We start from the raw sequence: 22050 nt of genomic DNA, 5'->3' as shown, positions 1-22050 counted from the left end.
AAAGGCAGTATGATGAAAGATTCCAAGTCAGAAACCATTGATTTTGGCTACAAACAAGTCGCCCGCGACGAGAAGCAGGGACTCGTAGCCAACGTTTTTAATTCAGTGGCAAAAAAATACGACATTATGAATGACGTTATGTCGTTCGGTATCCATCGCTTGTGGAAGCGCTACACCATTGATTGTAGTGGCGTTCGCAAGGGCATGAAGGTGCTCGATATCGCCGGTGGTACTGGTGATTTAACCGCACAATTCTCGCGCCGTGTCGGGCCGACCGGCGAAGTAGTGTTGGCTGATATCAACCAAGCCATGTTGGACGTGGGTCGCGATAAGTTACGTAATATGGGCATCGTAGATAATGTCGATTACGTGCAAGCAAATGCCGAAGAATTGCCCTTTGAAAGCGATCGCTTCGACATCATCACCATTGCCTTCGGTCTGCGTAACGTCACTGATAAGCAGAAAGCATTAGAGTCGATGTTCCGTGTATTGAAGCCTGGCGGTCGCCTCTTGGTGCTTGAGTTTTCGAAGCCGGAACCACCGCTCCTGTCGCAAGCGTATGATTTTTACTCGTTTAATGTCTTGCCCAAAATGGGTCAATTGGTTGCTGGTGATGCCGAGAGCTATCAGTATCTTGCCGAATCGATTCGTATGCACCCAGATCAAGAGACACTCAAAGGCATGATGGAAACCGCAGGCTATGAGCAGGTCACCTATCACAACCTTACTGGCGGCATTGTAGCCCTGCATCGAGGGTTTAAATTCTGATGCTGTGGACCGTGCTACCGAACCAATTGTTAGAGTTGGCAGCACAGCAGTTGCTGACGCTCGACCCAGCGAGTGAAGAGCGCTTAGCGAAACTCGCTGGTAAACGCCTGCGGGTCACCTTGAAAGAAATTGGTAAGCCGTTAACTGTGACGGTGACGGAAGCCAGTGTCTATATGAGTTGGATCGAATCCGATGCGGTGGATTGTCATATCATGACGGAATTCGCAGTGCTGCCGGAACTGCGTGACAGCGCCAATATCACGCGTTTGATCAAAGCCGATAAGCTCGATATCGATGGCGACCCAATGCTGGCGCAACAATTGAGTAAGCTCTTTACTGAGCTGGACATCGATTGGCCCGAGCAGCTTTCGCAGCGTATTGGCGATGTGCCAGCACAGTTATTGGTAAGTGCATTTCGACGCGGACGCAGCCGCATGCAAAGTATGCAGACCGATAGTCAGCAGTGGCTAAAAGATGCGCTTGTTGAAGAAAAACAGGTGCTGCCTGCGCGCGAACAATTTTTGCAATTTCAAGCGGACGTGCAGGCCTTGCGTGCGCGCATTGATAAACTTGAGCGGGAACTACGGAAGAGCCGAACGTGAGTATGCGAGCGAAGCGACTTTACCAAATCACACGAACCTTTCTGCACTACGGTCTGAATGAGCTGATCCCAGCCAAGTGGATGCCTTGGTCGGTGCGCATTGCGCGCATTGGCTTGTTTTGGTTACCCAACCGACACAAGGATAAACCTGCTGGAGTGCGGTTACGCCTTGCTCTGGAGTCGCTGGGGCCGGTGTGGGTGAAGTTTGGCCAAATGCTCTCGACGCGGCGTGATTTGTTACCTCCTGATATCGCGCTCGAATTAGCTAAGTTGCAAGACAAAGTAAAACCCTTCAGTGGTGAACGCGCGCAAAAACTTATCGAGAAAGCACTTGGCCTTAAGAGTATCGATGAGCTATTCGATGATTTTGCGGTGACACCGTTGGCCTCAGCGTCAATTGCGCAAGTCCATACAGCTACGCTCAAGCATGGCGATGACGCCGGGGCTGAAGTAGTGATTAAGGTCATTCGGCCAGATATTCGCGATGCCATTGATGCCGATTTGAGTCTCATGGAAACGCTCGCCTCAGTGCTGGCCAAGCACCTACCTGATGGCCGTCGCCTGAAACCGCGTGAAGTGGTTAAAGAGTATCGCAAAACCTTGCTCGACGAACTGGATCTTGCGCGTGAAGCAGCGAATGCCATTCAGTTGCGACGCAATTTTGAAGACTCTCCGTTGCTCTATATCCCGTTGGTTTACAGTGACTTTAGCCGTCACAACGTGATGGTAATGGAGCGTATCGACGGCATTCCAGTGAGCGATGTTGATACCTTGATGGCGCTTGGCGTTGATATGAAAAAGCTTGCCGAGCGCGGTGTGGAGGTCTTTTTCACGCAGGTATTTCGCGACAGTTTCTTTCATGCTGACATGCACCCAGGCAATATTTTCGTTTCGCGAGAAAATCCGGAAGACCCACAGTATTTAGGAATCGACTTTGGTATCGTCGGTACGCTCAACCGTGAAGACAAGCGTTATCTGGCAGAAAACTTCTTGGCGTTTTTCAATCGCGACTACCGCAAAGTTGCTGAATTACATGTGGATTCGGGGTGGGTGCCGTCACATATCAATGTCGAAGAATTCGAGTCAGCAATTCGCACCGTGTGCGAGCCTATTTTTAATAAGCCACTTGCCGATATTTCTTTCGGCCATGTACTGGTAAACTTGTTCAATACGGCCCGACGTTTTGAAATGGAAGTGCAGCCGCAACTGGTGCTACTGCAGAAGACTTTGCTTTACGTTGAAGGTTTAGGCCGCACCTTGTATCCGCAGCTGGATCTTTGGCAGACCGCCAAGCCATTTTTAGAGCGCTGGATGCAAGAGCAACTCGGCTGGCGTGCGGTATTGCGTTCAGTGAAAGAGCACGCGCCTTATTGGGCAGAAAAAATGCCAGAAATGCCGACCTTGCTCTATGATTATTTGCGCACGCAAAAGAGCCAAGTAGACCAGCAACAGCTTGCCACACAGGCATTGTTAGCGAGTCAAAAGAAAATGGCTTGGCGCTTGTGGTGGGGGTTAGCGAGCTCAGCCACGCTGGTGAACACCACTTTGTTGTGGGTCACTGAACAGAATCATTGGCTGACCGCTATCAGTGGCTTAGCAACGCTAGTCAGTATAACGATGAGCTGGCGCAAGCCAGCAAAGTAAAACAGAGGACATTATGGGAATTAGTATTTGGCAACTGCTGATCGTTTTGGTCATTATCGTGTTGTTATTTGGGACCAAACGTTTGCGCTCTATGGGCAGTGACTTAGGCTCAGCAGTCAAAGGATTTAAGAAGTCAGTCAGTGACGACGACGCTGAAAAATCACAAGATCAAAAAAAAGTAGATAGCAAAAACGACACTGACAAGGACGCGTAATCGTCATGTTTGATATCGGCTTTTGGGAGCTCTTACTGGTCGCACTCATTGGTTTGCTAGTGCTCGGCCCTGAGCGCCTGCCGACGGCTTTACGAGCGCTACAGCGCGGTATTCAAAAAGCCAAAAGCTTTGGTACCTCGGTGCAGGCTGAATTGAATCATGAGTTGCGCATCAAAGAGCTCCACGAGCACTTGCGTAAAGCCGAGCAGCTCGACGCAGATAAACTGTCGCCTGAGTTACAACGTTCGATGGCCGAATTGCGCAACGCAGCGGCCGCAGTGCAGCGTCCTTATGCTAAGCAAGAGAACGCTAAGCAAGAGGACGCCAAGCAAGAGCCGAGCGAGAAAGATTCCAAGCCATCGTCAGTTCAGCAAGATAAGTCCTCTTCATGAGTCAGTCGCCCCTATTAGATCATTTATTAGAACTGCGCCGCCGCGTCTTACGCAGCGTCATTGTGGTATTGGCGATATTTGCTGTGTTGGCGGTGTTCGCTGACGAACTCTATAGCTTCCTCGCGGCACCTATGTTAGCCAGTTTGCCGCAAGGAAGTACCTTGATAGCCACAGACGTTGCGACGCCGTTCTTCACTCCCTTTAAGCTCGCATTGGTCGTTTCTATTGCCTTGGCCATCCCTATATTGCTTTGGCAACTATGGGCCTTTGTCGCCCCAGGTCTTTATAAACGTGAAAAGCGTTTGGTCATGCCATTGATGGTTTCGAGCACATTGCTCTTTTATGCGGGCATTGCTTTTGCTTACTGGGTGGTTTTGCCTCTCGCATTGAACTTTTTGGCAAATGCGGCGCCTGAAGGTGTAACAGTTGCGACGGATATTGCCCGCTATTTGGATTTTGTTTTGGCTATTTTTATGGCCTTTGGCATCGCCTTCGAGACGCCTGTAGCAATTATTTTGCTTTGCTGGACTGGCGTTACCAACGTCAAATCCTTGCGTGCAAAGCGGGCGTATGTCATTGTCGTTGCTTTCGTTGTTGGCATGATTTTGACACCACCTGACGTGATATCGCAGACGCTTTTAGCGATTCCCATGTGGTTACTGTTTGAACTTGGCTTGCTGATTGCTAGTCTATACCAACAAACACCGCGCTCAGCAGAGCCTGAGCGTGAATGAATAATCAAGAAGTAGGAAGCAAAAAAGATGCTTAAAAAGTTAGCTTTGGGGAGTGTTGTCAGTTGTTTGTCAGTGGCACTTCTGTGGACTCCAAACGCTAGTGCTCAAGAGCCAACGTTGCAACAACTGCGTGCCTGTGCGGGAATCGAGAACCCGTTAAAACGCTTGGTCTGCTACGACAAAGTTGCCGCCGGTGAAGGTGTTGATGTTGCTGTTGCTCAGCCACAAGGTGCTGCTGCACCGCAGCGCAATAGTAATGCTCAAGCGTCGCCAACGGATACGTTTGGCTTGCCAGCGAAAGAGACAGATGACGGCAACGACACCATTTATGTAGCCATAAGCAAGGCAGAGAAAGACCCATACGGCAAGTGGGTGATTCACTTCACCAACGGCCAAGTATGGCAGCAAACCGATTCGCAATACTTCCCGCTGCCGTTAGATGGCGACTATGAAATCGAGCGTGGCTTATTAAATAGTTACTTTCTGGGTCGAGATGGCCTGAACAAGCGCATCAAAGTGCGCCGTATTAAGTAATTAAGAGTGAGTGAAAAACTTCATTGGTTTGATGCTGGCGTTAATTTAACGAATGCGCGTTTGCAGTCACGTCTTAACGATGTTCTGCAACGCGCTCGTGAAGCGGGTGTTGAGCATTTACTAGTTATCTCCTGTAATCTTGAAGAAGCGCGACAAGCTTGTGCGCTTGCGGAATCCCACCCTGAATTAGTTGTCACTGCGGGGATTCATCCCCACGATGCGAAAGACGCCCCTGCGGACCTAAAACATCAGCTGCGTGAACTGGCGCAACACCCTGCGGTGGTAGCGATTGGCGAATGCGGACTCGATTTTAATCGCAATTACTCACCGCGCGACGTGCAGCTTGAGATTTTCGAGCAACAACTTGAAGTGGCGGCTGAATTACAACTTCCTGTTTACTTGCATGAACGCGATGCGTTTCGCGAACAGCATGGTTTGTTACAAAAATTTTCCAAAAAAATACCAAGAAAATTAGCACATTGCTTCACAAGTGGTTGCGATGAGCTCAAAGAGTATCTAAAGTTAGGCTGTTACATTGGAATCACCGGATGGGTCTGCGATGAGCGGCGTGGGGGCGCTTTACGCGAAGCGGTACCATTGATTCCTCGCGAGCGCTTAATTTTGGAAACAGATGCACCATTTTTGTTACCGAGAACGCTCAAACCCCGCCCAAGCATGAATGAGCCATGTTGGCTCCCAGAAATAGCACGCGTTGTGGCAGAACTGCGAGACGAGACTCTTGCAGATGTCTCAGCGTATACTCGAAACAATAGTTTTTTATTTTTTGGACGCGAAGGATGGCAAAACAACTAAAGCGTTGGTTCGCTGCATGTATGTTGGTGCTCACATGGGTATCGGCAGCTGCGTATGCGCAAGAAACAATGCCCCCTGTTTATTATCACGTCGATAAGACAGGTAATCAGTCAGTAGAGCAATTGCTCGATAAAGAGCCTAGCTATTGGAATGTGCTCCCAAGTGATGGTGCCTCGTTCGGGTATACGTCCGATGTCTATTGGTTCTATTTTAAACTCCCTGCGGCTGATTATGACCGCATGATCCGTATTGACTATCCGCTACTTGACCGCATTGATGCTTACTTTGTTAGCGGTGAAACCATCATCGATCGCGTAAAAGCTGGAGACAGCTTCGAGTTTGATCAACGCCGCGTCAACAGCCGTAATTTTATCTTTCCGATAGATACACATGATGAAGTCAAAGTGTATCTGCGTGTTGAGACGACAAGCTCTATGCGGATGCCACTGAGCGTTTGGCAGCCGAGTGATTTGATTGGCTCTGAACAAGCCTTAAACACAGCTACGGCTATGTATTTTGGCTTGTTGCTGTGCATGATTATCTACAATCTGTTCAGTTACACGGTCACGCGTGACAAGCGCTTTGCTATCTATAGTGCTTATATCGTCGCCATTGGCCTGCTATTGGCTGGGCTGGACGGTACCGGCTATCAATATTTGTGGCCTTGGTCGGAGTGGATTCAATACAAGTCGATCGCACTATTTGGCAGTATTGTATTTGTATTCGCGAGCCTGGTAGCGAGCCAAATCCTACAAACTGAAACGCGCGCGCCGAAGTTACATAAAGGCCTGCAAGGCATCATGATTGTCGCCGGACTGCTATTTTTAGCGTCACTCATACTGCCTTATGAGCTGATGATTAGCGCCGTATTGGTGGTAGCAATACTGGCAAGTAGCTTCCTAATTTTTACCGGTTTCACACTGTGGCAACAAGGGCTTGCCTATGCGCGGATTTACACCCTCGCACTTAGCGTGCTGTTGTTGGCGATTATTATTAACGCCATTGGCTACCTTGGCTTCTTCGAGTCGTTCTTTATTCAGCGCTACATGATCATGATCGGCTCAGCGATTGAGATTATGCTGCTGAGCTTGGTGCTAGCGATTCGCTTCAACGAAGATCGCCGCGAGCGTTTAGCCGCGGAACAGCGTTTGAATTCGCGCTTAGAAGTTAAAGTTAAGCAGCGTACTGCCGAACTTGAAGCCGTGATGCGGAAGCTGAAAGAAATGAATCAGCGCCTTGAAGTGAAAAGCAACGAAGATCGTCTTACCAAGCTTTATAATCGTGGCGTTCTCGACGAGGACCTGCCGCTCGAAGTGCGCCGTGCCCGTCGAACGGGTTACGATATTGCTGTGGTGATGATTGATATCGACCACTTTAAGAAAGTGAATGATAACCTTGGTCACCAAGCCGGTGATGAGGTGCTAGTTGAGCTTGCGCGCTTGTTACGTGTTAACTTCCGTCGCGCGGGTGACCGTATCTATCGTTACGGCGGCGAAGAGTTTGTGATTCTGATGCCAGGCGCACAAGAGCTTGGTTGCCACGACAAAGTGTTGACCGTAACTGACGTAATTCGAGCCCACTCGTTTAAAACTGAGCGCGGAGAGGTTAAAATCACCGTTAGTGTCGGTATGGCGCTTTTGAATAGCATGCCAGGGCACGCGTCAAGTAAACAGTTGCTCGAAGCCGCGGACAACGCGTTGTACCAAGCCAAGAATGCAGGGCGTGATCAAATCCGCATTGCCCGTTCATTGAATGATGTGAGTGAAAAGCCATAGATGTCTGATGTAGGTGTTTTCCCGTTCCGCCGCATGCGTCGCTTGCGGCGTCATGATTTTAGTCGGCGTATGGTGGCTGAAAATAATTTAACCCCAGCCGACTTTATTTACCCAATGTTTGTTATCCCAGGTGAAGGCCAACGTGAAAAAGTTGCCTCGATGCCAGGTGTCGAACGCCTATCCATCGATTTGCTTGTTGCTGAATGTCAGACCATTTTTGACCTTGGCATTCCAGCTGTTGCGCTGTTCCCGGTAACGCCTGCAGAAGACAAATCATTGACTGCCGAAGCTGCATGGGACCCTGAAGGATTAGCGCAACGTGCCGTGCGCGCCATCAAGAAAGCAGTACCTGAGTTAGGCGTGATCACCGATGTCGCCTTAGACCCGTTCACGATGCATGGCCAAGACGGCATTATCGACGATGACGGCTACGTGCAGAACGATATCACCACTGAAGCGCTTGTGCGCCAAGCTCTGTCGCATGCAGCGGCCGGTGCCGATGTGGTAGCACCGTCCGATATGATGGACGGTCGTATTGGCGCAATTCGTGAAGCGCTGGAAGAAAGCGGCTACGTGAACGTGCAAATCATGGCGTATTCAGCCAAGTACGCTTCAGCATTTTACGGACCCTTTCGTGACGCGGTCGGCTCTGCCGGCAACTTAAAGGGTGGCAACAAGAAAACCTATCAAATGGATCCTGCGAACAGCGATGAGGCCCTGCACGAAGTCGCGCTCGACCTTGAAGAAGGCGCTGACATGGTCATGGTCAAACCTGGTATGCCGTATTTAGATATCGTGCGTCGTGTCAAAGACACCTTCAAAGTGCCAACATTCGCCTATCAGGTGAGTGGTGAGTACGCTATGTTGCAGGCGGCGGTCGGCAATGGTTGGCTGACCGAAGAAGCGATTTTTGAAGCCTTATTGGGCTTCAAGCGCGCTGGGGCCGACGGCATTTTGACGTATTTCGCCAAGTTCGCTGCGGAAAAAATGGCGCAAAAGGACTAGTTAACTTGAGCGCCGCGGTTAGCGTGCGGCGCTGCGCTCAGCCAGCATGGTATGTACTAGCCCTTCGCGCAAAGCGCCTTGGGCTAGGTCAATTTGTTTAATATCGAGTGCTTTCACCAGCGCGATAAGAATAGCCAAGCCCCCACAGAACACCGCAATTCTATCTTCCCGTATACCAAGCTCAACCAAGCGTTGTGTATCGCCCGTACTGATTGCTGCCTCCATGGTGGCCAAGATAAACGCTTGGTCCATATGCTCTGACTGCAAATGGCGGAGACGATCTTGCAAGGCGCGGAACGTACCTGAGGCGCCGCATACGGTGTCCCAGCCATGTGCTTGATAAGTACGTGCCAATGGACGAATAAGCTCTTCTGCGGCTGCTATGGCCGCAGTAAAGTTCTCTTGCTTGATGCCATTGGCGAAGAAACGGTTTTGCCACACCACGCAGCCCATATCAAGACTTTTTAAAACGTGTGGTTCCGTGCCTACACCGGCGATGACTTCGGTACTGGCACCGCCAATATCTAAGACCAACATGGGCTGGTCGGCCTGGGCGAGTTCGGCGGTTGCGCCGCGATAGATAAGGCCAGCTTCGGTGGTTCCAGCGATAACATCAATGGGAAAGCCGAGTGCTTTTTCAAATTGCTTCAGTAGTTGTTTACGGTTTTTAGCCAGTCGCAGAGTAGCGGTGGCAACGCAACGAACTTGCAGGGGTTGGTAACGTTCGATGAGCTCAGCAAAGCTCTTTAAACAAGCAACGCCGCGTTCAATTGCGGCGTTGTCAACAGTCAGGTCAGATTGTAAGCCATCGGCTAAGCGTACTTTTTGGCGCTGCCGTGTAAGAATGCGGTAGCCACGCGACGTCACCTTGGCAATCAACATGTGAAAGCTGTTAGAGCCTAAGTCGATTGCCGCAAGGCGCGCGTTCACTTGCATTAGCTGTTACTTCGTTTACCTGAAGGCTTGCCACCACGGTTATTGCCGCCGCGACGCTGCTGACTTCCACCTCTGCGACCACCGCGAGCGCGACGACGGCCTGACGGGCGTGGACTGCGAATATCAGTCAGTAGGGCATCAGGATCGTATTTGGTCACCGGAATCGCGTGGCCGATATACTCTTCGATGGCCGGAAGGTTATACACATACTCTTCGCAGGCAAGGTTAATCGCTTTACCGCTTGCTCCAGCACGACCGGTACGACCGATGCGATGTACATAGTCTTCAAAGTCGTCAGGTAAATCGTAGTTGTAGACATGACTGACTTCTGGAATATGTAAGCCACGAGCCGCTACGTCTGTGGCAACTAAGAAATCCAGCGAACCGTCAGTGAACTGTTCCAGGATCTTCAGGCGTTTCCGCTGTGGCACATCGCCGGTGAGTAAACCCACGCGGTGGCCATCGGCGTCGAGCCATTGATAGAGCTTTTCACAAACATGCTTAGTGTTAGCAAAAATGATGGCTTTCTCGGGCCAGTCTTCCTCGATGAGGGTCAGCAATAACTTGATTTTGTCTTGCTTCGACGGGTAAAAAAGTTCTTCGGTAATGCGCGTACCCGTTTTTTGGGCCGGCTCAACTTCAACTTTCGTCGGCGAGTTCATATGGTCGTACGCAAGTTCCTGCACACGCTGTGACAACGTCGCTGAGAACAGCATGCTTTGACGCTCTTTCGCACTCGGCATTTTGTTGAACATATAACGAATATCTTTGATGAAGCCTAAATCGAACATACGATCGGCTTCGTCCAGCACGACCACGTCAATTTTGTCGAGCTGATAAATCCCTTGCTTGTAATAGTCAATCAAACGACCGGTGGTGCCGATTAAAATATCGACCCCATCCTCGAGCTTCTGCCGTTGACTTTCGTAACCCTCGCCCCCATAGATGATACCAAGGCGCATGTCGCAGTGATCGGCCAATAGTTCAGCATCGTTTGCGATCTGAATGGCGAGTTCACGCGTAGGAGCCATAATAATAGCGCGCGGATAACGTTTTTCGCCCTCTCGCGGCTTGTTGAGCAAGGTGGTGAAGGTCGCCACAAGGAACGCCAGGGTCTTACCCGTCCCGGTTTGTGCTTGACCAGCAACATCTTGACCCTTAAGGGCAACAGGTAAGCTCAAAGCTTGAATAGGCGTGCAATATTCAAAGCCCGCCTTGTTTAAAGCAGTTAATACCTGCGGATGCAGGTCGAGATCGGCAAAGCGTGTCTCTGTAAGGTGTGTTTTACTCATAGCGTAAGCATACCAGTTTGCGCTAACATTCAAAAACAGAAATAATAGGGTTTTATTATTTCACGCGAATTCAGCAGCGGAGATTACCATGAGTGATAAAATTGTTCAGCTAAGTGATGATACTTTTGAGGCCGATGTCCTCAATTCAGATAAGCCAGTTCTCGTTGACTTCTGGGCCGAGTGGTGTGGTCCATGCAAAATGATTGCACCTATCCTTGACGATATTGCAAACGAGTATGGCGATCGCATCACTATCGGTAAACTGAACGTCGACCATAACAGTCAAACTCCGCCGAAGTATGGCATCCGCGGCATTCCAACGCTGTTGTTGTTCAAAAACGGCGAAGTTGCGGGAACGAAAGTAGGTGCGTTGTCGAAAGCGCAACTAGCAGAGTTCATTGACTCAAACCTGTAAGCTTAGGTGTGCGTCAAAGTTGCGGAAAACGTTGCCAATCCGCAAGGTTTGGTGACGTTTTCGCGAACTTTAGCCTAAATAAACAGCAAAAAACTGGACGAATTGCGATTTAGGTGTTACTTTTCTCCCATATTTCTTCAGGTTGCCAGCCTTACGGCAGCCAGATAGCAAACCCCGAAAGCTATAGTTTTACACGATTAAACGAACCCTTTGTTTTCTTTGGACACTAAAGTCATACCCTTCTTATGAATCTTACAGAATTAAAAAATAAACCCGTAAACGAGCTCGTGCAGCTCGCAGAGTCCATGGGCCTCGAGGCCATGGCACGTACCCGCAAACAAGACATCATTTTTGCCATCCTGAAGGCTCACGCGAAAAGCGGTGAAGACATTTATGGCGACGGGGTGTTGGAAATCTTGCAAGACGGCTTCGGCTTTTTGCGCTCAGCGGATTCTTCTTACCTTGCTGGCCCTGACGACATTTATGTCTCTCCAAGCCAGATACGTCGCTTCAACTTGCGCACGGGTGACACCGTCGCCGGAAAGATTCGACCGCCAAAAGAAGGCGAGCGTTATTTTGCCCTCCTGAAGATTCGTGAAGTCAACTTCGACAAACCTGAAAACTCCCGCAACAAAATCCTTTTTGAAAACCTTACTCCTTTACATGCCGACGAGCGTCTGCGCATGGAGCGTGGTAATGGTTCGACAGAAGATATTACGGCACGTGTACTCGACTTAGCTTCACCGATTGGTAAAGGTCAACGCGGTTTGATCGTCGCGCCACCGAAAGCCGGTAAAACCTTGTTGCTGCAGAACATTGCCCAGTCAATTGCCGCCAACCACCCAGAGTGTGTGTTGATGGTGTTGCTGATTGACGAGCGTCCAGAAGAAGTGACCGAGATGCATCGCCTAGTAAAAGGCGAGGTGGTAGCCTCAACCTTCGATGAGCCAGCGAACCGTCACGTACAAGTAGCTGAAATGGTCATCGAAAAAGCCAAGCGCTTGGTCGAGCACAAGAAAGATGTGGTGATTCTACTCGATTCAATTACTCGTTTAGCTCGTGCGTACAACACCGTTATTCCAAGCTCAGGTAAAGTCTTGACGGGTGGTGTCGACGCCAACGCACTGCACAAACCGAAGCGTTTCTTCGGTGCGGCGCGTAACGTCGAAGAAGGTGGTAGCTTGACCATCATCGCGACTGCGCTTATCGATACTGGCTCGAAGATGGATGAAGTCATCTACGAAGAGTTTAAAGGTACCGGTAACATGGAATTGCACCTGAACCGCAAGATCGCCGAGAAGCGCGTCTTCCCAGCTATCGACTTCAACCGTTCAGGCACCCGTCGCGAAGAGCTGCTCACTTCGCAAGAAGAGCTCCAGAAAATGTGGATCCTACGCAAAATCGTTCACCCAATGGGCGAAACCGAAGCCATGGAATTCCTCATCGACAAACTGCAAATGACCAAAACCAACGACGAATTCTTCGAGGCCATGAAGCGCCAGAAATCGTAAGCGTTGGCTTGCACGGCCCCTTGGCTTCGGCGCTTCCACGTGATCGATTGCTGAGGGACCCCAAACTCGCCAAAAGCCCAAAGCCGAAGCCGACCCCAAAGCCCGAAGCTTAGTCTTGGCGTTTGAGGGCGAGCTCGATCAGTAGTGGGAAGTGGTCGGAGCCGAATTTGGGTAGGCGGCGCATTTTGACGAGCATGAAATGTTCGCTGTGAAACAGGTGGTCGAGGGGCCAGCGCAAGAATGGCAATTGCGCGTGGAAGGTGTTGAAGAAGCCACGACCCATACGGGGGTCGAGGAGCTTGCTGACACGTATGAATTCGCGCGTGGTTGGTGACCAAGCGACATCGTTGAGGTCGCCGGTAACGATGACTGGTCCTGTTTCTTTCGCGGCACGCTTGGCGATTTGTAAGAGCTCGCGGTCACGTGGTTTGGATTTTTCATTTTCCGTCGGGCTCGGTGGCGCGGGGTGCACACAGTGTAGTTTCACCACACGGCCATCGGGCATCTGCACATCGGCGCTGATGGATGGCACATTCTCCTGCACCAAGTTTTCAACTTTCACGTTTTCGAGTGGCCACACGGAATAGAGCATCATGCCGTACAAGTTATTTTGCGGCACTCGCACCACGTGGGGTAGGTCGTCTTCGATATCGGTGAATTGTTTTTCCCACCAATCGTCGGTCTCAACCGCAACAATAATGTCGGGCCGCTCACGGTTAATCATCCGCACCAGTTCAACGGCATTGCGATTCGGCTCGAGCACGTTGACGGCAAGAATACGTAGGTGCTCTTCGACCTTTTTTTCGTCACGCTTGCGCTGATAGCGGGTCACGCTGCGCTCGGCGAGTGGCGTGTAGGGGAAGATCCACCATAACTGCCATGCGCAACACACCAGCTGCAGTGCGACCAAGAACCAAGTCGTGCTGCGATCGACCGGCAAAAATGCGGCACTGGCAACGAGCAGAGCCAACGCAAAGGTTGTCAATTGCAGGCGTGGGAAGTCCCACAAGCGAATGAGCCAATGGGTGCGCTGGGAGAGTGGCAGCAAACTGACCACAACGAGCAGCAGGGTAAACAAACTTAGGGTCAGAAAAGCGACATTGAATTCTGGCATGCGCAGGTGATCGTCCGTGGCGAATAATGCGTTTAAGCCTAGCGTACTTTCGAGGCGCTGAAAACAGTCAGAAAAACCAGTATACTGGCGGCAATTGAGTCGCGATAAGGGCGGACGCAGTGAAGTATCAAGATTTGCGTGATTTTATCGCGTTGCTAGAGCAGCGCGGCGAGCTAAAACGTATTCAAATGGAGGTGGATCCGTATTTGGAGATCACCGAAATCTCCGATCGTACGCTCAAAGCCGGTGGTCCGGCGTTACTGTTTGAAAATGTGAAAGGGCACTCGGTGCCGGTACTGGCGAACCTGTTCGGTACGCCCGAACGCGTAGCGCTTGGTATGGGGCAAGAGTCAGTTGAGGCTTTGCGTGATGTCGGTAAGCTGCTGGCGTTTTTGAAAGAGCCGGAGCCGCCGAAGGGCTTTCGCGATGCGCTGAATTTGTTGCCGATGTACAAAAAAGTGCTGAGCATGTCGCCCAAACAACTGAAAAAAGCACCCTGCCAAGAGGTGGTGGTGAGTGGTGATGAGGTTGATTTAACCAAGTTGCCGATTCAGCATTGCTGGCCCGGTGACGTTGCCCCGTTGATTACTTGGGGGCTGACGGTAACCAAAGGACCGCACAAAGAGCGGCAAAACCTAGGTATTTATCGCCAGCAATTGCTCGGTAAAAATAAAGTGATTATGCGCTGGCTGTCGCACCGTGGTGGCGCTTTGGACTTTCAAGAGTGGCAAAAGCAGCATCCGGGCGAGCGTTTCCCGGTGGCGGTAGCCCTCGGTGCCGATCCGGCAACGATTCTTGGTGCGGTAACACCGGTGCCCGATACATTGTCTGAATATGCTTTCGCAGGTTTGCTCCGCGATGGCAAGACCGAAGTAACCAAGTGTGTGAGTAACGACTTACAAGTGCCAGCGCACGCTGAAATTATTCTCGAAGGCTATATTGAGCCGGGCGAAATGGCGCCAGAAGGGCCGTACGGGGATCACACGGGCTACTACAACGAAGTAGATGACTTCCCCGTGTTCACCGTTACTCATGTTACCCAGCGTCGTAAGCCTATTTATCACTCGACCTACACGGGCCGCCCGCCGGATGAGCCTGCAGTGTTGGGTGTGGCGCTGAATGAGGTTTTTGTGCCTTTGCTGCAGAAACAGTTCCCGGAAATTGTCGATTTTTATCTGCCACCCGAGGGTTGTTCCTATCGGGTGGCGGTGGTCACCATGAAGAAGCAATACGCTGGGCACGCCAAGCGCGTCATGATGGGCGTGTGGTCGTTCTTGCGCCAGTTCATGTACACCAAGTTTGTGATTGTTTGCGACGATGATGTGAATGCCCGTGATTGGAAAGACGTGATTTGGGCGATGACCACCCGCATGGACCCTGCGCGTGACACGGTGCTGGTGGAGAATACACCGATTGATTATCTCGATTTTGCGTCACCGGTCTCGGGTTTGGGCTCCAAAATGGGGATGGATGCGACCAATAAGTGGCCGGGCGAAACGGATCGTGAGTGGGGCGTGCCGATTGTTATGGACGAAGCGGTGAAACAGCGCGTTGATGACATTTGGGATGACCTCGGAATTTTGCAACAGGATAAGTCAGTTAAATGAAACAGTTTTCTTGTAAGGTAACGGCGCTCGAAACGCTTTCACCGAATGTTTACCGCGTGCTACTTGAGCTGCCCGAAGCGATTGAGTTCGTCGCTGGGCAGTATTTACAGGTGGTGATGGGTGAGCGTGATAAGCGGCCTTTTTCAATCGCCTCGTGCCCTTCTAAAACGCGTGAACTGGAGCTGCACATTGGTGCGACGCCAGATAACCCTTACGCCATGGAAGTCATCGAAGCCATCCGCGCGAACGGTGAGCTCACCATCGAAGCACCATTAGGTGATGCAGGTTATCGTGAAGACAGTGATCGCTCACTTATTTTGATCGCTGGCGGAACTGGCTTCTCGTACACCTGGTCGATTTTGCAGGCCCACTTGCGCAGTGGCTCGAAGCGACCTGTGACCTTGTATTGGGGTGGGCGCAAAGCCGCTGATTTGTATTACGATGAGAAGCTCAAACAGCTCAGCGATGATCATGCTAATTTCCATTATCGTCCGGTTGTAGAAGAGGCTGGCGCAGGGTGGCACGGTACCATTGGCTTGGTTCCGCATGCGGTACTGGCGGAGCAATCTGATTTGAGTGATGCGGACGTTTACGTGGCGGGCCGATTTGAAATGGTGCGTGTGATTCGTGATGACTTTCATGCGCGTGGTTTGCCATTGGCGCAGCTTTATGGTGACGCACTAGCCTTCATTTAACTGCGCTGCTATACTTCGCGGCGCAATTACCAAGGGGTGCCCTTGTACGTTTAGGTTCTAAGGAATCTACGTACAGCGGCTGAGATGCACATTGATGCGAACCCTTTGCACCTGATCCGGTTAATACTGGCGTAGGGATGGTAGCTAACAACCTTAGTCCATTTGAATCCTGCCCGACCGGATTATTTCTGAACCAGACGTTGAGGAAATGATCCATGCAAAAATCTACCCTGGCCGCTGCGGTCTATTTAGCTCTATCAAGCTTTGCGGTAGCGCCGACGGCGTTCGCTCAAGAGAACGATAGCACCGAAAAGAAAGACATTGAACGTATCACCATTCAAGGTGAGTTTCGTCAAATGACTGTGCAAGAAGCGCCGACCAGTGTCACGGCGCTCGTCGCTGAAGATGTTGCTGAGCGTGGCGCCTTGCATCTTGAGTCGACGCTGAATGCGTTTGCCAATGTGAATTTCTCTGGCGGCTCATCGCGCGCCCGCTTCATCCAAATCCGTGGTGTTGGTGAGCGCAGTCAATTTGTTGATCCGATTCAGCCTTCTGTCGGTTTGCTGGTGGATGGCATCAACTACAGTGGGCTTGCACAAGCAGCACAGTTGTTCGATATCAGCCAAATTGAAGTCTACCGCGGTCCGCAAAGCGGCCGCTTCGGCGCCGATGGTATGGCCGGCATGATGGTGTTAGAAAGCACCATGCCAAGTACTGAAGCCAGGGGCGTGTGGCAGCTCGGCGCGGCAAATTACGACGCCTTAAGTGGCGGTTTCGCTGTGGGCGGTGACCTCGGTGCGCTTGGCCGCGGCCGTTTGAGTGTGTTCCAGCAGCGCGACGATGGCTTTATTGAAAATACTTACTTAGGTCGCGACGACACTAACAAACGCTCAGAGCGTAATGTACGCGCGAACCTGTTCAGCGAGCTCGGACAAGATTGGCAATTACGTACGACCTTGCATGCGCTTAGCCAAGACAATGGTTACGATGCTTTTTCCCTAGATAACAACCGCACCACCCTGTCGGATGAACCGGGTGAAGATGACCTGCGTACTCGCGCGGCCCGACTGGCACTCACCTATTCCGGCTGGCAAGGTGCTGAACTTGAGCTGGCGTATGCGTTTTTGGGTGCCGACAGTGTCTACAGCTATGACGAAGATTGGAGCTATGTTGGTATTGCTCCGGGCTGGGAATACAGCTCGTTTGATGCCTACGAGCGCGAGCGCGATGATCACACCCTTGAAGCCCGCTGGGTAAGTACTCAGCCTATTAGTGTGTTCGGCAATGACAGTGATTGGGTACTCGGCGTCTACCATTACCGCCGCGACGAAGTGCTAACCCGCGACTTTTCCAATTGGGACATTGGTCAGCAGGACCTTTTCACCAGCAGCTATGACAGCCGCCATAATGCCGTTTACGGTGAGCTCACGCAGCATTTGTCTGCAGCGTGGCGTATCACCACGGGTGCGCGAGTGGAGCGCTACGATAACCCCTACAACGACACTAATGGCGTGAATGAAACACCGGAAGATACCATGTGGGGCGGACGTGTAAGCCTAAGCTATCTGCCAACTGCGGATGTCTTGTGGTATACCACCATAGCGCGCGGCTATAAAGCGGGCGGCGTTAACGGTGATGCGTTAGGCAAAGTGCAAGATACCGAGTTAACGGAATTACGTGACTACTTGCTGGCGCGCGCCACCTTTAAGCCAGAACTATTAACCAGCATTGAAGTGGGTCACAAACGTGTGAGTGCCGATGGTCGCCTTAGCATGCAGTTCGCTGTTTTTGCCCATCAGCGTGATGACGTGCAACTGAAAGGCTGGGTGAATCGTGATCAAAGCTTTGTCGGTTATTTGCAAAATGCTGCCGAAGGTGAAGCTTATGGAGCGGAGTTTGAAGTTCGCTACCGTCCGTTTGAACAGTTGGAGCTATTTACCAACATCGGCTTACTGGATACCGAAATCGAGGGTTTTGTCACCGAAGATGGCGTCGATATGAGCGGACGCGACCAAGCGCATGCGCCGAATTATCAAGTCAACGCGGGCTTCAATTATCAGTTATCGAAAGCGTGGCAAATGGGACTTTCAGTGGATGCGAAAGACGGTTTTTACTACTCGGACTCGCACATGAGTGAGGCCGACAGTATGGCAGTAGTCAATGCCTTCTTGCGCTGGCGCCAAGGCCCATGGCAAGTGCGTGTATGGGGACGTAACCTGACCGATGAAGACTATGGCATTCGTGGTTTCTACTTTGGGAATGACCCGCGCAAAGAGTACGTGAACGAAACCTACGAACAATTTGGTGAGCCACGCCGTCTTGGTGTTACTTTTAACTACCATTTTTAAGCACAACTAAGGACCACCGCAATGACAGAACTCTTGCACACAATCGTCGAGCAGATCGCGGCCACTTCTTGGTTGGAGTGGACAGCTGTTGTGTTGGCGGTGGTCTATTTGGTGTTGGCTGCGCATCAGTCATTGTGGTGTTGGTATGCTGCCGCGGTCAGTTGCAGCATTTACACTTTTCTCATGTGGCATGCGCAGCTCTACATGGAGACGGTATTGCAGCTGATTTATGTGCTGCTAGCCGGCTATGGATGGTGGCAATGGCGTTATGGTGCCGGGCGAAAAGCGGCAAGTAATGTCGCTGAGTTGTCGGTTCGCTGGCATTTGCAATGGCTGGTTGCACTCGCACTCGCAGCCGGCGCCATTGCGCTGTTACTCGAACGCTATACCTCAGCCGATGCAGTTTGGCTCGACAGCTACACCACGGTATTCTCTTTGTTCGCAACCTGGCTGTTGACCCGAAAGCAATTCGCCAATTGGTGGTATTGGCTCGTCATTGATGGTGTTTATGTGTATCTGTATGCCAGCAAAGGCTTTGTGATCACAGGGGCACTTTATTTCGTATATCTTATACTGGTAGTTTATGCGATGTGGCAATGGCAAACAGCAAGGACGGAACAGCAACAATGCAGCAGCAATGGTTAGATAGTCTTCCAATACACGGCGTTATCAAAGCCGAGCCGCTATTGCGAGGCGTCGCCAATAACGTTTATAAAATTACGACCACCAAAACTACTTATATCTTGAAGCAATTTCGCTTTGATCACCCCTACGGCCTCGACCGCGATCAAGAAGTGTCGGTGCAACGGCAACTCGCCGAGCAGCAGTTGGCACCCGAAGTTTTGCATTACGACGCGGCGCAAGGCTTGGTGCTGCAAAGCTATTTAGAAGAGCCAGACCTTGCCCATGCTGATATACCCATGGCGGATAAGTTACGCGAGCTTGCAGAGCTGGCAGCGCATATTCATCGGGTGACGGTAAACGCGCCGGTGTGGTCGTTGCGCGAACGCCTTGCGCGTTACTGCCAACAGCTTGCTGAGTTTGATCGTGACCACGCCAAACAATTTGAGAGTCGCCTGCGTGGCTTTCGCAAACTGATCGATAGCTTTGCTTCACACCCGGTGTTTTGCCACAACGATCTTGCCTTACATCACGTTTTCCTTGCTCCAACACCGCGCGTTATTGACTGGGAGTATTCCGGTATAGGCGAGCGCTATTTTGACTTGGCCAATGCGATGGCTGCCAATGAATTAGAACTTCCGCAACGCACGGCCTTTATTAATGCTTATGAGGCCAGTGCGGGTTTTCAGGTGCATCGCGATACTTTGGAGAATTGGCGCGAGTTGGTTGCGGTCGTGAATCAGCTTTGGTACGAATTACATCATCACCTGCAACGCATTAACGAATAAGGACAGCGAATGACTACGCAGCGGTCGCAAGAACTAACAGAGAAACTCTACGGTTATCTTGCTGAGGACGAAGATGCGCGCGTTTGTAAGGATATTCCAGATTCTGCCTGTAACGACCAACCTCAAGCTTTTATTGCCCATCTTATTGCGCTGAGCATGACGAAACTGGGTGACTCGTTGGTGAGCGCGCGGTTGGTATTACCTTGGATCTTAACGTCACTCGGTGCGCCTTCGGCGTTTATTAGTGCGCTGGTACCGCTGCGCGAATCATTGGCTTTACTGCCACAACTGATTATTGCGCAACAACTGCGCGAAACGCCGATACGTAAATGGTTTTGGGTGGCCGGCAGCATCGGTCAAGCCGTAGCATTGGTGGGCATGTTGTTCAGCGTACTTGCGTTGCACGGCAGCGCGTTGGGCTGGGCCGTGGTAGCCTTGCTCACCGTGTTTAGCATCGCACGTGGTGTATGTTCGGTGTCGATTAAAGATGTCCAGGGCAAAACCATTTCGAAAACGCGGCGCGGGCGATTGTCGGGCTTGGCAGCCTCCATTGCAGGCTTTTTATCGGTCGGTACGGCGCTTGTTGTGCTGTTTGCGCCGAGTTTGTTCGGTACCACTGTGAGCGAAGGGAATACCCTTGTTTTTGTTGGGCTGCTAGGTGTTGCCGCAGTACTGTGGTTTGCCGCAGCGCTCACCTATGCGCAAGTTCCTGAAGTGCCGGGCGCCACCGAAGGCGGTGGCAATGCGCTTATCGAAGCACTGAAATCGATTCGCTTGTTATGGCAAGACAAGCAGTTTGGCAGCTTTGTTCTAACGCGCGCGCTGTTGGTCTCATCAGCGTTTGCCATTCCTTACATTGTGGTGATGATACAACGCAGTGGTGAGGGCAGTCTTACCAGCTTGGGTGGACTTATGTTGGCAAGTGGTATCGCTGGTATGCTGGCGGGGCGTTTTTGGGGGCGTTGGTCCGACTCAGCAAGTCACCATGTCATGGCGGCAGCGGCCTTTATTGCCGTGGCGGTCATGGCAGTCGCGCTGGCATTTTACACGCTGGCGAGCGACTGGTTGGCGCAACAATGGCTGGGCGGTCTGTTAATCTTTGTCGCGGCGGTGGCGCATCACGGTGCACGTGTGGGTCGTAAGACCTATTTAGTTGATATGGCAACGCAAGATAATCGTGCCGAATTCACGGCAGTATCAAATACCGTTATTGGTCTCGTGTTATTGCTGGGTATTGTACTCGGTGCGGTGGACGCTTATGCCGGCGTTGAGGCGGTGATGCTGTTGCTTATAGTGCTGGGGAGTGTCGCAGGATTACGCGCGTTGACCCTGCCAAATGTGCAGCAAGACTAGAACGAAAAGAGCCAACGCTGGTATGGCGTTGGCTCTTTAATTGCTCTTTTCGTAAAGTGCTTATTTACCGCGAACGACACCGTAAAGTCCAACAATCACGGCAATAGCGCCACCGATTAGATACCACATTGCGTTATCTGTTGGTTCGCCCGTGACCGCATTAGAAATCTCTGATGCTGGCGAGTTGTAAGCTTCGTAGCCGAAGTACAACAAGATAATACCAACCACAAGTAAGATAATTCCGATGACTTTGTTCATGAAACCTTCCTTTAGTTATTTTTGTGTTTAGGTACTGCTGAATTCAGCATAGCAAAAACCCAGTGCAATACAATTACACTGGGTTTTCTTTACTAAAATTAAGCACCTATTTATTAAGAACCTAGGTATGAAGTCAGCATCCAAGCTGTTTTCTCTTGCTCTTTGATGTAGTCGCTCATAAGCGCTGAAGTACCTTCATCGCCGGCATCACCCGCTAGGTCGAGTAGCTCGCGTTGCAAGCGAATGGTCACGCGGTAGCTATCCAGAATTTCTCGTACGCAAGCCTTGCCGTCGTGAATATCCTTGGCTTCTTGGATCTCGCTGCTCTTGATATAGGTCGAATAAGCATGCAATGGGCGCTGACCCAAGGTCAGGATACGTTCAGCGATTTCATCGACCTTCATTAGCAAGTCGTTGTAGGTTTCTTCAAATTTAGCGTGCAGCTCAAAAAACTCTTGGCCTTTAATGTTCCAATGAAAGCCACGCACGTTCATGTAGAAGATTTGATAGTTGGCGAGTAGGTTATTCAGCTTTTCGCCAAGCTGCTCGGCATGATGATGGTCTAAACCAATAACATTTAACTGTTGCATTGCAGACTCCTTGTTGGAACGCTTGAAAATAAGTCTAAAAAC

Annotated in this window: 23 protein-coding genes and 1 riboswitch; of the genes, 18 read left to right on the top strand and 5 right to left on the bottom strand. The window is 51.0% G+C overall.

What is annotated here, in order from left to right; all coding sequences use genetic code 11:
• Positions 1–12: 12 nt before the first annotated feature.
• From ubiE to hemB, 10 genes are read left to right on the top strand one after another with little or no spacing between them, the layout of a single operon-like run.
• The gene (ubiE, locus tag CWE21_RS06565) at positions 13–768 is read left to right on the top strand and encodes a bifunctional demethylmenaquinone methyltransferase/2-methoxy-6-polyprenyl-1,4-benzoquinol methylase UbiE (protein ID WP_126833750.1); all 756 of its coding nucleotides are present in this window, start codon (positions 13–15) and stop codon (positions 766–768) included.
• On the top strand, positions 768–1370 hold the full coding sequence (locus CWE21_RS06560; protein WP_241970235.1) for a ubiquinone biosynthesis accessory factor UbiJ: 603 nt from the start codon (positions 768–770) through the stop codon (positions 1368–1370). The genes ubiE and CWE21_RS06560 overlap by 1 nt, the downstream gene beginning before the upstream one ends.
• 2 nt (positions 1371–1372) lie before the next feature.
• Positions 1373–3013 (top strand): ubiquinone biosynthesis regulatory protein kinase UbiB, encoded by a 1641-nt coding sequence (gene ubiB, locus CWE21_RS06555; RefSeq protein ID WP_126833749.1) that lies wholly within the window; start codon positions 1373–1375, stop codon positions 3011–3013.
• A gap of 13 nt (positions 3014–3026) precedes the next feature.
• A complete protein-coding gene (gene tatA, locus CWE21_RS06550) occupies positions 3027–3227 on the top strand; it encodes a Sec-independent protein translocase subunit TatA (protein WP_198675079.1) in 201 nt (66 codons plus the stop codon).
• Positions 3228–3232: 5 nt separating this feature from the next.
• Positions 3233–3619, top strand: a complete 387-nt coding sequence (tatB, locus tag CWE21_RS06545; protein ID WP_126833650.1) for a Sec-independent protein translocase protein TatB — start codon at positions 3233–3235, stop codon at positions 3617–3619.
• Positions 3616–4353, top strand: coding sequence for a twin-arginine translocase subunit TatC (tatC, locus tag CWE21_RS06540; RefSeq protein ID WP_126833649.1), 738 nt, complete (start codon positions 3616–3618; stop codon positions 4351–4353). Before tatB ends, tatC begins: the two co-directional genes overlap by 4 nt.
• A 27-nt stretch (positions 4354–4380) precedes the next feature.
• Positions 4381–4887, top strand: coding sequence for a hypothetical protein (locus CWE21_RS06535; RefSeq protein WP_126833648.1), 507 nt, complete (start codon positions 4381–4383; stop codon positions 4885–4887).
• Between the two features lie 6 nt (positions 4888–4893).
• On the top strand, positions 4894–5700 hold the full coding sequence (locus CWE21_RS06530; protein ID WP_126833647.1) for a TatD family hydrolase: 807 nt from the start codon (positions 4894–4896) through the stop codon (positions 5698–5700).
• Complete coding sequence (locus CWE21_RS06525; protein ID WP_126833646.1) at positions 5685–7475, top strand: sensor domain-containing diguanylate cyclase; 1791 nt, start codon at positions 5685–5687, stop codon at positions 7473–7475. Before CWE21_RS06530 ends, CWE21_RS06525 begins: the two co-directional genes overlap by 16 nt.
• The gene (gene hemB / locus CWE21_RS06520) at positions 7476–8480 is read left to right on the top strand and encodes a porphobilinogen synthase (RefSeq protein WP_126833645.1); all 1005 of its coding nucleotides are present in this window, start codon (positions 7476–7478) and stop codon (positions 8478–8480) included. It abuts the gene before it with no gap.
• 18 nt (positions 8481–8498) lie between these two features.
• On the opposite strand, the gene CWE21_RS06515 is transcribed toward hemB, so the two are convergent.
• Complete coding sequence (locus CWE21_RS06515) at positions 8499–9416, bottom strand: Ppx/GppA family phosphatase (RefSeq protein ID WP_126833644.1); 918 nt, start codon at positions 9414–9416, stop codon at positions 8499–8501.
• A complete protein-coding gene (gene rhlB / locus CWE21_RS06510) occupies positions 9416–10708 on the bottom strand; it encodes an ATP-dependent RNA helicase RhlB (protein ID WP_126833643.1) in 1293 nt (430 codons plus the stop codon). The genes CWE21_RS06515 and rhlB overlap by 1 nt, the downstream gene beginning before the upstream one ends.
• Positions 10709–10796: 88 nt before the next feature.
• Between rhlB and trxA the strand changes: the two genes are divergently transcribed.
• Positions 10797–11123 (top strand): thioredoxin TrxA, encoded by a 327-nt coding sequence (gene trxA / locus CWE21_RS06505; RefSeq protein WP_126773448.1) that lies wholly within the window; start codon positions 10797–10799, stop codon positions 11121–11123.
• Positions 11124–11368: 245 nt separating this feature from the next.
• Positions 11369–12634: a transcription termination factor Rho gene (gene rho, locus CWE21_RS06500; RefSeq protein ID WP_126833642.1), complete on the top strand. Its 1266-nt coding sequence runs from the start codon at positions 11369–11371 to the stop codon at positions 12632–12634.
• A gap of 109 nt (positions 12635–12743) precedes the next feature.
• On the opposite strand, the gene CWE21_RS06495 is transcribed toward rho, so the two are convergent.
• On the bottom strand, positions 12744–13748 hold the full coding sequence (locus tag CWE21_RS06495; protein WP_126833641.1) for an endonuclease/exonuclease/phosphatase family protein: 1005 nt from the start codon (positions 13746–13748) through the stop codon (positions 12744–12746).
• A 119-nt stretch (positions 13749–13867) separates the two neighbouring features.
• On the opposite strand from CWE21_RS06495, the gene ubiD reads away from it, so the two are divergent.
• The 6 genes from ubiD to CWE21_RS06465 all read left to right on the top strand — a co-directional run bounded on the left by ubiD (position 13868) and on the right by CWE21_RS06465 (position 21160).
• Complete coding sequence (ubiD, locus tag CWE21_RS06490; RefSeq protein ID WP_126833640.1) at positions 13868–15355, top strand: 4-hydroxy-3-polyprenylbenzoate decarboxylase; 1488 nt, start codon at positions 13868–13870, stop codon at positions 15353–15355.
• The gene (gene fre / locus CWE21_RS06485) at positions 15352–16050 is read left to right on the top strand and encodes an NAD(P)H-flavin reductase (protein WP_126833639.1); all 699 of its coding nucleotides are present in this window, start codon (positions 15352–15354) and stop codon (positions 16048–16050) included. The genes ubiD and fre overlap by 4 nt, the downstream gene beginning before the upstream one ends.
• Before the next feature lie 22 nt (positions 16051–16072).
• Positions 16073–16205: riboswitch (TPP riboswitch) on the top strand.
• Between the two features lie 60 nt (positions 16206–16265).
• The gene (locus CWE21_RS06480) at positions 16266–18398 is read left to right on the top strand and encodes a TonB-dependent receptor (RefSeq protein ID WP_126833638.1); all 2133 of its coding nucleotides are present in this window, start codon (positions 16266–16268) and stop codon (positions 18396–18398) included.
• Positions 18399–18419: 21 nt separating this feature from the next.
• Complete coding sequence (pnuC, locus tag CWE21_RS06475) at positions 18420–19043, top strand: nicotinamide riboside transporter PnuC (protein ID WP_126833637.1); 624 nt, start codon at positions 18420–18422, stop codon at positions 19041–19043.
• Positions 19025–19807, top strand: a complete 783-nt coding sequence (locus CWE21_RS06470) for a phosphotransferase (protein ID WP_157982738.1) — start codon at positions 19025–19027, stop codon at positions 19805–19807. Before pnuC ends, CWE21_RS06470 begins: the two co-directional genes overlap by 19 nt.
• Before the next feature lie 9 nt (positions 19808–19816).
• Complete coding sequence (locus tag CWE21_RS06465) at positions 19817–21160, top strand: MFS transporter (protein WP_126833635.1); 1344 nt, start codon at positions 19817–19819, stop codon at positions 21158–21160.
• 60 nt (positions 21161–21220) lie between these two features.
• Here the strand turns inward: CWE21_RS06465 and CWE21_RS06460 are convergent, their stop codons facing one another.
• Both CWE21_RS06460 and CWE21_RS06455 read right to left on the bottom strand, forming a co-directional pair.
• The gene (locus CWE21_RS06460; protein WP_126833634.1) at positions 21221–21418 is read right to left on the bottom strand and encodes a DUF3185 family protein; all 198 of its coding nucleotides are present in this window, start codon (positions 21416–21418) and stop codon (positions 21221–21223) included.
• A 113-nt stretch (positions 21419–21531) separates the two neighbouring features.
• A complete protein-coding gene (locus tag CWE21_RS06455; protein WP_126833633.1) occupies positions 21532–22008 on the bottom strand; it encodes a Dps family protein in 477 nt (158 codons plus the stop codon).
• Between the last annotated feature and the right edge of the window lie 42 nt (positions 22009–22050).

It is taken from the genome of Pseudidiomarina aquimaris (assembly GCF_003987395.1).
Taxonomy (GTDB): Bacteria; Pseudomonadota; Gammaproteobacteria; order Enterobacterales; family Alteromonadaceae; genus Pseudidiomarina; species Pseudidiomarina aquimaris.
This window is presented reverse-complemented; position numbering and strand designations above follow the sequence as displayed.

Bases quoted from the DNA above. Each gene is read 5' to 3' on its own strand.
- CWE21_RS06525 (WP_126833646.1), top strand. From the start codon at position 5,685: ATGGCAAAACAACTAAAGCGTTGGTTCGCTGCATGTATGTTGGTGCTC.
- CWE21_RS06515 (WP_126833644.1), bottom strand. From the start codon at position 9,416: ATGCAAGTGAACGCGCGCCTTGCGGCAATCGACTTAGGCTCTAACAGC.
- CWE21_RS06465 (WP_126833635.1), top strand. From the start codon at position 19,817: ATGACTACGCAGCGGTCGCAAGAACTAACAGAGAAACTCTACGGTTAT.
- tatC (WP_126833649.1), top strand. From the start codon at position 3,616: ATGAGTCAGTCGCCCCTATTAGATCATTTATTAGAACTGCGCCGCCGC.
- tatB (WP_126833650.1), top strand. From the start codon at position 3,233: ATGTTTGATATCGGCTTTTGGGAGCTCTTACTGGTCGCACTCATTGGT.
- CWE21_RS06460 (WP_126833634.1), bottom strand. From the start codon at position 21,418: ATGAACAAAGTCATCGGAATTATCTTACTTGTGGTTGGTATTATCTTG.
- ubiB (WP_126833749.1), top strand. From the start codon at position 1,373: ATGCGAGCGAAGCGACTTTACCAAATCACACGAACCTTTCTGCACTAC.
- hemB (WP_126833645.1), top strand. From the start codon at position 7,476: ATGTCTGATGTAGGTGTTTTCCCGTTCCGCCGCATGCGTCGCTTGCGG.
- CWE21_RS06455 (WP_126833633.1), bottom strand. From the start codon at position 22,008: ATGCAACAGTTAAATGTTATTGGTTTAGACCATCATCATGCCGAGCAG.
- rhlB (WP_126833643.1), bottom strand. From the start codon at position 10,708: ATGAGTAAAACACACCTTACAGAGACACGCTTTGCCGATCTCGACCTG.
- CWE21_RS06535 (WP_126833648.1), top strand. From the start codon at position 4,381: ATGCTTAAAAAGTTAGCTTTGGGGAGTGTTGTCAGTTGTTTGTCAGTG.
- pnuC (WP_126833637.1), top strand. From the start codon at position 18,420: ATGACAGAACTCTTGCACACAATCGTCGAGCAGATCGCGGCCACTTCT.
- trxA (WP_126773448.1), top strand. From the start codon at position 10,797: ATGAGTGATAAAATTGTTCAGCTAAGTGATGATACTTTTGAGGCCGAT.
- ubiE (WP_126833750.1), top strand. From the start codon at position 13: ATGAAAGATTCCAAGTCAGAAACCATTGATTTTGGCTACAAACAAGTC.
- CWE21_RS06495 (WP_126833641.1), bottom strand. From the start codon at position 13,748: ATGCCAGAATTCAATGTCGCTTTTCTGACCCTAAGTTTGTTTACCCTG.
- rho (WP_126833642.1), top strand. From the start codon at position 11,369: ATGAATCTTACAGAATTAAAAAATAAACCCGTAAACGAGCTCGTGCAG.
- CWE21_RS06560 (WP_241970235.1), top strand. From the start codon at position 768: ATGCTGTGGACCGTGCTACCGAACCAATTGTTAGAGTTGGCAGCACAG.
- CWE21_RS06480 (WP_126833638.1), top strand. From the start codon at position 16,266: ATGCAAAAATCTACCCTGGCCGCTGCGGTCTATTTAGCTCTATCAAGC.
- fre (WP_126833639.1), top strand. From the start codon at position 15,352: ATGAAACAGTTTTCTTGTAAGGTAACGGCGCTCGAAACGCTTTCACCG.
- CWE21_RS06470 (WP_157982738.1), top strand. From the start codon at position 19,025: ATGCAGCAGCAATGGTTAGATAGTCTTCCAATACACGGCGTTATCAAA.
- tatA (WP_198675079.1), top strand. From the start codon at position 3,027: ATGGGAATTAGTATTTGGCAACTGCTGATCGTTTTGGTCATTATCGTG.